This is a genomic window from Rhizobium sp. IBUN (assembly GCF_000510625.1).
Taxonomy (GTDB): Bacteria; Pseudomonadota; Alphaproteobacteria; order Rhizobiales; family Rhizobiaceae; genus Rhizobium; species Rhizobium altiplani.
Map to the genome: position 1 here is coordinate 1 of NZ_AZNV01000083.1, position 8441 is coordinate 8441.

Below are 8441 nucleotides of genomic sequence, written 5' to 3' on the forward strand. Positions count from 1 at the left end.
CTCGCGATAGCGTTCGAGAAACCCGCCCAGCGACTGACGATCGTTCTTTACCCGGCCGGAGCGCAGCGTCTTGCCAGCCGAATCCTGCACCACGAGGTGGCTATAGGATTTGTGGTAGTCGACGCCGATATGGTAANCATAGGAGGCAGTCATGCTTCCAACTCCCCTGTTGAGATTTTCCGAACCCCAACAGGATAAGCCGAAAGGCTGGAAGCGTGACTGTCCCTCGATCATCACCTGCATCTCAGTGATCCGTTCTCTCCAGAGGCGACCTCTTTCATGTCACCTCCCTTCGATGCTGACTTTATAGCGCGGCTCTCCGCAAACGCACAGATCGAGGCCGGCGAGCCGGCCTCTTAAAAGTCAGGCTGCCTCAAGCGCAGCCGGGGACATCCTCGATCCGGTGCCAGACCGGGATGCCGCGTTCGCGGGCGATGCGAACATCATTGTCGGCGCCTTTCGATTCGCCCTCAAGCCGCAGCACGCCATCGCAAAGCTGCAGCAGGCGGCAGGCAACGGGGTGGAAGATCTCCTCGTAGAGATCATCGCCGACAGCCTTGCCGCCGGCCGCGTTCCACACGGGGAGCGCCACCCATTCCCCAATCATCGGTACATGGCCCGCCTGGAACAGCCTGTGCGAGGGCTGCTCCAGCCGCTGCAGATTGGCAGCCATTTTTTCCGGGTCATCCCCGGTTCCGGACCTGTAGGGACCAGCAATCAAGATCAACATCATCAAGCTCCATTTCCCTCGGCTTCATGCACGAGATGGCCGATAACTGCACGATATTTCTTGAATGTCGATTCATTTCGTGCAATTTCACGATAATTCGTGCAAATACGGGATGAAGGCATGCTTACGACCCAGCGCAGATCGTTGATCCTCGATATTCTCAGGCGAGACGGCCAGGTGATTGCCAAACGTGTCGCCGAAGACTTCTCGCTTTCGGAGGACACGATCCGCCGCGACCTCAGGGAGATGGCGGCGGAAGGTTTGCTGAAGCGGGTTCACGGCGGGGCGATGCCTGTTGCGCCCGAGCTGCCGGATTTCTCGACGCGAAAGAGTGTTTCGTCCGAGGCGAAGTCGCGGTTGGGACGAAAGGCCGTCTCGCTCGTGCAACCCGGGCAGCTGATCTTTCTGGATGGCGGGACGACGACGGCGGAGATTGCCCGGCAACTGCCGCGCGACTTTGCGTTCTCGGTCGCGACGCACAGTCCGACGATCGCTGCGGAGCTGGAACACCACCCGACGGCGAGCGTCATCCTGATCGGCGGCAAGCTCTACAAGCACTCGATGGTCGCGGTCGGCGCCGTTGCGATGGCCGCGATCTCGCAGCTTCGGCCGGATATGTTCTTTCTCGGCGTGACGGCTGTGCATCCGGTACACGGGCTGTCGACCGGCGACTTCGAGGAGGCGGCCATCAAGCGGCACATCGCATCCTGCGCGGCCGAAACCTACGTGCCGCTAACGGAGGAGAAGTTCGACCACGTCTCTCCCTGCCAGGTCCTTCCGATCTCAGGCGTATCGGGGCTGATCGTCGCCTCTGATATCCCAGCGGCAGCCATAGAGCCCTATCGCAATCTTACTGCCGAGATCCTCGAAGCATGAACGGCGGGACGAAGCGCGCTCTGAGTTCCTCGAGGTTCTGTGGCAACAGGCTCGCAGCGAGACCGACGACAAAGACAGCGAAGACGATATAGGCGAACGTGTCGCGGCTGGCCCAGAGGGTCAGGACGTCATGCAATCCGGGCTGTAGCGCAGCAATTGACGTCGAAAGCCGCATCTCGCCAAGCACACGACCCGGGATGGTCGCGAAGGCGGGTGCTTCCGACAGCGCCAATAGCGCGCCATAGACGGCGGTGACGGAAATGATTGTACGCAGCGCACGCCACGCGCCAAGCGGCCGCGCGCCACTCTCTTCAAACGACCAGCCGATATAGGCACAGAAGATCACAAAGAACAGGAACGCCACCGGCAGCCCATCCAGCACGGTCTCCGGCTTCAACTGGCCGGTCCAGCCGTTGGCGAGGAGCAGAGGAAACGGCGCCGATGCGACGAACCAGATTGCGACGATAGCGCCCCAGATCCAGTTCATCGACAGATAGTGGATGCGGGCAAGCGTCACGACGAGGATGATGCCCCCCGCGAGGTAGACGCCCGACGGTTTCATGGAACCGGTCATGGTGACGATGATCGGCCCGCAGGAGCCGGCGATCCGCGCGCAGCCGGACGAGACGACCGTCAGCCAGGTCACATAGTCAAAACACATGGTGAAGAAGAGGAAGATCGCGATGGCGATCAACATCCACCAAAGATAGCGGCCCGCAAACATATCCTGCCCTCATGGCGTTCGATGTACTGGGCAAAGGGTAACTCAGCCCACAAAAACCGCATCCGTTCTCGTGGGCTGTAGTTTCACATACATTAGCAACTTCTATTTTCGCGGCACAACTGTCCCGTTCCGGAACGGCTTATGCCGTCAGCGCAGCCGTCGCGCGAATATCGCCGACATGTATACCGTTCCAATTGTGCATCTGGACGGTCGCCATGGCGGCCAGGCGCGCGCGAATCGCATCGTCCTTGCCGAAGAAGCGGCTGAGGACGGCGGCAACCATTGCCTCGGAGGCACGCGAATGGCCGTCGTCGCATTTCAGAGCGATCGCGACTCCCTGCTCGGGGATCGCCGCGCAGAAGACACCCTCGGCCCCCGTCTTGGCGAAGATGCGACCAGGTGCGGCCTCCATCAGCGCGGTGCAGGCGCGGCCCGTTCCGGCCACATAGAAGGGCTCGGCCATGCAGGCATCGAACAGCCGGCGGGAAGCCTTGGCGCGGAGCGGCTCGAGGCCATTGCCGCTCGCCATCTTGGCAAAGCCCTGCGCCAGGCCGCGCAAGGGAACCGCGTAGGTCGGGATGGAGCAGCCGTCCGTGCCGCAGTTGTCACGGCCGAGCGCCGCACCCGTCAGGCTTTTCATGACGCCGCGAATTTCGACCTGCAGCGGATGGTCGTAGCCGACATATCCCTTCGGATCGATGTCCTGATGGCAGCAAGCGCAGATGAAGCCGGCATGCTTGCCGGAGCAGTTGTTGTGCAATGCCGTCGGCTTGTCGATCGTGCGCGCCTGGTGGATCAGCACCTTCTGGCTCGAGGACCAATGAGCGCCGCATTCGAGCGTTTCGACATCGCGACCGGCTTTCGCCAGCATGGCGGCGGCGAGCGCCAGATGCTCGTCCTCGCCATTGTGCGAGGAGCAGGCCAGCGCCAGTTCCTTGTCGCCGAAGCCATAGGCGTCCGCAGCACCGCTTTCCATCAGCGGCAGCGCCTGCATCGCCTTGCAGGCAGAACGCGGGAAGGTTGGCGCGTCGATGTCGCCGATCGAGAACACGATCTTTCCATCACCATCCACGGCAACGACGGCGCCGCGATGGCGGCTTTCAACGAGCGAGCCTCGGGTGACTTCGACGGTGACGGGATTGGTCATGGCTTGATCCTGATCATGTAGGCAGATGCGTCACGCATAGCGAGTCGCGTCGATAAAGCAATTGCCTTTCGTCGACTCCTGTACCGCGGCGCCGCTCAAAGCGGCGTGACGCGATAGGCGCAACGGCGGGCGCCGAGCAGGATATGTTCCTCGCGCTCGACCTTGGCGCCGAGGACGGCGCGAAAGGTCTCCAGCTCGGAGCGGCAAAAACCGGCACAGACGCTTGCGGCGGCGCAGATCGGGCAGTGGTTTTCGACAAGCAGAAGCGAACCGTCCGCCTCTTCCCAGCTGTCGGCCATGTATCCTTCGCTAGTGCGTATGGCGGCGAGCTGCCGCACACGCGATCCTGTGTCGGCAGCGTCGACTTCCTTGCGGTAGCGCTTGAGGGTATCTGCTTCGCGGGCGGAAATGACGGCATCCAGGGCCGGCGTCCCCAGCTGCGCGACCAGCGTGCTCAGGATCGTGGCGGTGAGTTCCGCATGGCCATCGGGAAAGGTCTGGTTGCCGGCAGTGGTCAGGTTCCAGAGCTGTCTCGGTCTCCCCCTGCCGGTCGCACTTTCGTTCACTGCTTCGACCAGCCCATCCTCCGCCATCTTCGTCAATTGCTGACGGGCGGCTTCCGACGATATGCCGAGCTTTGAGCCGAGTGTCGCGGCAAGCTGAGGTCCTTCCGTTTTGATTAGCAGCAGGATTCGGTTGGCCGGGGATTGTCTCATCTATTTTTCCAAGCTTGCACTTGCTTTAATAACATGGCCGTGTATTTTTTCCAAATAATAACTTGCAAAAATAATGCATATCCCGGGAAGCACACAAGGCATTAGACATGACCGGCATTGAAGAGATTTCCGCAGACAGGCCATCCGTCTTTCACCTGTTTTCCGCGCCGCTTTTGCCCGCGACACTCATGCTCGGCGGTGGCGTCACCCTCTACGCGGTTGAGACCTACATCACCGCGACAATCGCGCCGTCGATCGTGCGCGACATCGGCGGGCTCGAACTGCTGTCATGGATGACGACGCTCTTCGTTGCCGCTGCGGTCCTGGGGTCGATCTTTGTCGCGACGCGTCCTCGAGGCATCGGCTTGCGCAGTGTCTACGTCGCAGGCGCGCTCATCTTCGGCACCGGCAGCCTGGTCTGCGCGCTTGCCCCGGCAATGCCATTTGTGCTGGCGGGGCGTACGGTACAGGGATTCGGCGCCGGTATTCTTGCCGGGCTTGCCTATGCTTTCATTCGCTTCGCCTACCCAGAACCGCTGTGGCAGAAGGCATCAACCCTCTATGCCGCCATCTGGGGTGTCTCGACCCTGGTCGGACCCAGCCTCGGCGGCTTGTTTTCCGAAGGCAACGCGTGGCGCCACGCCTTCATGCTGCTCGTCCCGCTCTGCGTGCTGATGGCGTCGCTTGCGCCCTGGCTGCTGCCACGCGCCGAGGATGACCGCGCCCATGGCAAGACCCCGATCCTGCAGATTGCCTTGCTGCTTGCCGCCGTGATGCTGGTCAGCATTGCCGGAACGATCGATGTGACAAGCTTCAAAGCACTGCTGCTTGCAGCATCGATTGTCGCGATCGTCTCCATGCTATCGGTCGAACGGCGCGGCAGGAACCGTCTCCTCCCGACAGGCGCGGTCACGCTCGCAAAGCCTGTGGCACGTGTCTACCTGACGATGTTCGTGCTACTGCTGGTGCTCACAAGCGACATCTACATACCCTATTTCCTGCAGGCCCTGCATGGCGTGACGCCGCTGGTGTCAGGCTATCTGACCGCCCTTGTCGCGCTCGGCTGGACCTTTGCCGCCTTCTTCAGCGCAACGCTGTCCGAAAAGCGTGCCAGCGCGGCGATCGCCGCCGGCTGCGTGATCGAGATGATTGCGGTTGCCTCGCTGACCATCTTCCTCGCAGCGGATAACCAATCGGGCAACCTGGCCATTCTCGGCCCGGCTGTCATCGGCATGTTCCTGATGGGTTTCGGTGTTGGCCTTGGCTGGGCGCATCTGGTGACCAAGGTCCTGAGCCTTGTCGATAACTCCGAACAGGACAAGGCCTCGGCTGCGATCTCGACGGTACAGTCCCTCGGCAGCGCCTTCGGCGCCGCCGTCGCCGGTGTGATCGTCAACAGCACCGGACTGGTGAACCCTGGCGGGGTTGCCGGCAGCGTCTCGTCTGCCCACTGGCTCTACGTCCTGATGGCCCTTCCAGGCCTGATCGCGGTCGCAACGTCTCTGACCCTCTCGTCGCCCGCCGAACGGCAGGCCCGGTGAGCGACGTGCGAGCGGTCACAGACGCAGCATGACCTGCCGATGTGACCGCTCGTTTCCATCCCAGCAATTGGGCGGATCGGCTCTTGTCGACCGGCCGCGATCACGGCATGGGACCACCCATCACGTGATTTGACCCCTGCCATCACAAACTCTGGTTATTCGAGAGCACACTACTGGTTTATATCAGTGGCATCGGGAATCACGCCATGCCATCCGCTTTTTCGTCCATCCTCCGCGATCGTCAAATCCGTGTCCCAGCGCTGACGCTGGTTGCGCTCGCCTTCACCTATGCCTCGACGATGCCCTATCAATCGATCATCGGCATCAACGAACTCGGCCTGTCCGACCGCAGCTATTCCGGGCTGATCTTCCTTGCGGCGCTGGTCAACGTCGCTACCAGCCTGACGCTCGGCATCTGGTCCGACAGGCTCAGCGATCGGCGCCCGCTGGTGCTGGCGCTGTCGGTGTGCGGCATGCTCGGCTTCGGAATGATCTACGAATTCCGCACTGCCGCAGTCTTCATGTTCGGCATATTGGTGCTGATCCCCATCAGCAATTCCACCTATTCGATCCTGTTTGCCAGTATCCGCGCGACGACGAACACGATGGACCGCGGAAAGGCGGCAGCGATCACGTCCACGGTTCGCGCGCTGTTCTCGGGCTCCTGGGCGCTGGCGCCTGGCCTGATCGGCCTGTACCTCATCAATTCGCAATCGATGACACCGGCCTATGGCATTGCGGCTCTCGCGAGCCTGACCTGCTTTTGCCTCTACCTGTTCGTGGCAAAGCCTGCGCCGGCGGGCGCAGCCTCCCCTTCCCTGAATATCGGCTTCTTCTCGTCGCTCGGCAGGATTTTTTCCCCTCATGTGCTGGTGAGGGTCTGCCTCATGGCGCTGCTGCTCGGCTTGCAGCGGTTGAACAGTGTCGTTTCGCCGTTGATCATTACCGATGCCGCAGGCGGCACGGTGGTCGATGTCGGTTTCATGGCCGGCCTCGTCGCCTTCCTGGAAATGCCGTTCATGCTGATGTGGGGCGCGCTGCAGCGGCGCTTCCGCAACGTGCATGTGCTTGCGCTCGGAGCGCTCATCTATTGTCTGTATCTGATATTGCTGAGCTTTGCCTCGGCGCCCTGGCAGATCTATTCCCTCGTGCTGGTCAACGCCTGCGGTGCTGCAGCCATCCTCAGCATACCGATCACCTACCTGCAGGATCTGATTGCCGATCGCCCGGGACTCGGCAGTTCGCTGGTCTCGGTCAACACGTTCATCGCAAACGGCATCAGTGCGTCGATCTTCGCCGCCGGGACCGGCTTCACAGGATATTCAGGCACAGCACTGCTTGCCGCCGTGGTCGGTCTCGCTTCGGTTGGCCTACTGCTGTTCCTTGAAAGAGCCCCCCGACCGGTCCCGCGACCGGCCTAAAGCGTGTCGCAGCTTACGTGATTCAGGATTCCGTTTAGGCGTGAATCGTGATTCACTTGGCCATGGAAGGGGACGACCATGGGCAAGCCGCATCCAATGGAGTTGCGTGAGCGAGTGGTTGCGTTTGTGGAAGAAGGCAATAGTCATCGTGAAGCAGCCCGGCACTTCCGGGTCTCGCCGCGGTTCGTCAACAACATGATGATCCTGCACCGATTGAAGGGCTCGGTCGCGCCGGGCAAGCAGGGTCATCCACCAGGCGGCGGTAAATTGATGGCGCATAGCGATTGGATTGGCGCGCGTGTTGCCAGCAATGGTGACGTGACGTTGGACGAGTTGTGTGTCGAACTGACCGAACGTGGTGTTATGGTCCATCGAGCCACTATCGGTCGATTTCTCCAACGGCTTGGGCTGAGCAATAAAAAAAGCCTCACGGCCAGCGAACAACTGCGGCCGGAGATCGCCCGCGCCCGTGACCTGTGGGTCACGCGACGGCGGCGCTTCTTCAACAAAGCATTGGCCCGTCTCATTTTTATCGACGAGACGTCGACAAATACCAAGCTGACCAAGCGCACCGGATGGTGCGCCAAAGGCCAGCGGTATCGAACCCATGCGCCATTCGGCAAATGGAGAACCCAGACCTTCATTGCCGGACTGCGGTGCCACGGCTTGACCGCGCCGTTTATCGTCGATGCACCGATGAACCGGCTGATCTTCGAAGCCTGGATCGAAACCCAACTCGCTCCGACCTTGTCGAAGGGCGATGTCGTCGTCCTTGACAATGTCGGCTTTCACAAGAGCGAGCGCGCCGCCCAACTGATCAAGCAACGAGGCGCATGGTTACTGTTCCTGCCAGCCTATTCCCCGGATTTGAACCCTATCGAGATGGCATTCTCCAAGCTCAAGACCTTACTGCGAAAACGTGCGGCACGAAGCTTCGATGCAATAACAAAGGCATTAGGCGAGATTGTCGGTCTTTTCTCCATTGACGAATGCCTGAACTTCTTCAGGGCAGCAGGGTATGAGGCCGAATAGCTGCGACACGCTTTAGTACTACAGTTGCGTTTTATGCGAGATCATGATTCACTCTCGGCGTTTAGCTGGAGGGAATTGCATGTCCGTCGCAAGCTGGTCTGGGTCGATTTTGGCATGGCAACGCGAGCTCGATGCATTGAAGGAGCGACTGGGGCCGATCTTTCGTCGTCGTGAACTGCGATTATCGAGCGGCGCCTTTCTTGATGGCGTGCTGTCGGGAGTAGAGCGCAAGACAGGCTGGCTCATGGCCGAGC

General features: G+C 60.8%; 8 protein-coding genes and 1 pseudogene. 4 read left to right on the forward strand and 5 right to left on the reverse strand.

Features of this window, described 5'->3' with window-relative positions; translation table 11 throughout:
- A pseudogene (locus RHIBUN_RS37840) lies at positions 1–243 on the reverse strand (IS110 family transposase); the annotation flags it as partial.
- A 130-nt stretch (positions 244–373) separates the two neighbouring features.
- Complete coding sequence (locus tag RHIBUN_RS0132480) at positions 374–730, reverse strand: hypothetical protein (protein ID WP_025662829.1); 357 nt, start codon at positions 728–730, stop codon at positions 374–376.
- Positions 731–850: 120 nt separating this feature from the next.
- On the opposite strand from RHIBUN_RS0132480, the gene RHIBUN_RS0132485 reads away from it, so the two are divergent.
- Entirely contained in the window at positions 851–1606 is a 756-nt protein-coding gene (locus RHIBUN_RS0132485; RefSeq protein ID WP_025662830.1) for a DeoR/GlpR family DNA-binding transcription regulator, read from the forward strand.
- Here RHIBUN_RS0132485 and RHIBUN_RS0132490 read toward each other — a convergent pair.
- From RHIBUN_RS0132490 to RHIBUN_RS0132500, 3 genes are all read right to left on the reverse strand, one after another.
- On the reverse strand, positions 1581–2330 hold the full coding sequence (locus RHIBUN_RS0132490) for a hypothetical protein (RefSeq protein ID WP_025662831.1): 750 nt from the start codon (positions 2328–2330) through the stop codon (positions 1581–1583). The genes RHIBUN_RS0132485 and RHIBUN_RS0132490 overlap by 26 nt on opposite strands.
- A 139-nt stretch (positions 2331–2469) precedes the next feature.
- The gene (locus RHIBUN_RS0132495; protein WP_025662832.1) at positions 2470–3477 is read right to left on the reverse strand and encodes an asparaginase; all 1008 of its coding nucleotides are present in this window, start codon (positions 3475–3477) and stop codon (positions 2470–2472) included.
- Between the two features lie 95 nt (positions 3478–3572).
- Positions 3573–4193, reverse strand: coding sequence for a transcriptional regulator (locus RHIBUN_RS0132500; protein ID WP_018858462.1), 621 nt, complete (start codon positions 4191–4193; stop codon positions 3573–3575).
- A 107-nt stretch (positions 4194–4300) separates the two neighbouring features.
- On the opposite strand from RHIBUN_RS0132500, the gene RHIBUN_RS0132505 reads away from it, so the two are divergent.
- From RHIBUN_RS0132505 to RHIBUN_RS36175, 3 genes are all read left to right on the forward strand, one after another.
- Positions 4301–5734: an MFS transporter gene (locus RHIBUN_RS0132505; RefSeq protein ID WP_025662833.1), complete on the forward strand. Its 1434-nt coding sequence runs from the start codon at positions 4301–4303 to the stop codon at positions 5732–5734.
- A gap of 206 nt (positions 5735–5940) precedes the next feature.
- A complete protein-coding gene (locus tag RHIBUN_RS0132510; RefSeq protein ID WP_025662834.1) occupies positions 5941–7155 on the forward strand; it encodes an MFS transporter in 1215 nt (404 codons plus the stop codon).
- A 78-nt stretch (positions 7156–7233) separates the two neighbouring features.
- Positions 7234–8187: an IS630 family transposase gene (locus RHIBUN_RS36175; RefSeq protein WP_025662835.1), complete on the forward strand. Its 954-nt coding sequence runs from the start codon at positions 7234–7236 to the stop codon at positions 8185–8187.
- The last annotated feature ends 254 nt before the right edge of the window (positions 8188–8441 follow it).

Bases quoted from the DNA above. Each gene is read 5' to 3' on its own strand.
- RHIBUN_RS0132480 (WP_025662829.1), bottom strand. From the start codon at position 730: ATGTTGATCTTGATTGCTGGTCCCTACAGGTCCGGAACCGGGGATGAC.
- RHIBUN_RS0132485 (WP_025662830.1), top strand. From the start codon at position 851: ATGCTTACGACCCAGCGCAGATCGTTGATCCTCGATATTCTCAGGCGA.
- RHIBUN_RS0132510 (WP_025662834.1), top strand. From the start codon at position 5,941: ATGCCATCCGCTTTTTCGTCCATCCTCCGCGATCGTCAAATCCGTGTC.
- RHIBUN_RS36175 (WP_025662835.1), top strand. From the start codon at position 7,234: ATGGGCAAGCCGCATCCAATGGAGTTGCGTGAGCGAGTGGTTGCGTTT.
- RHIBUN_RS0132495 (WP_025662832.1), bottom strand. From the start codon at position 3,477: ATGACCAATCCCGTCACCGTCGAAGTCACCCGAGGCTCGCTCGTTGAA.
- RHIBUN_RS0132505 (WP_025662833.1), top strand. From the start codon at position 4,301: ATGACCGGCATTGAAGAGATTTCCGCAGACAGGCCATCCGTCTTTCAC.
- RHIBUN_RS0132490 (WP_025662831.1), bottom strand. From the start codon at position 2,330: ATGTTTGCGGGCCGCTATCTTTGGTGGATGTTGATCGCCATCGCGATC.
- RHIBUN_RS0132500 (WP_018858462.1), bottom strand. From the start codon at position 4,193: ATGAGACAATCCCCGGCCAACCGAATCCTGCTGCTAATCAAAACGGAA.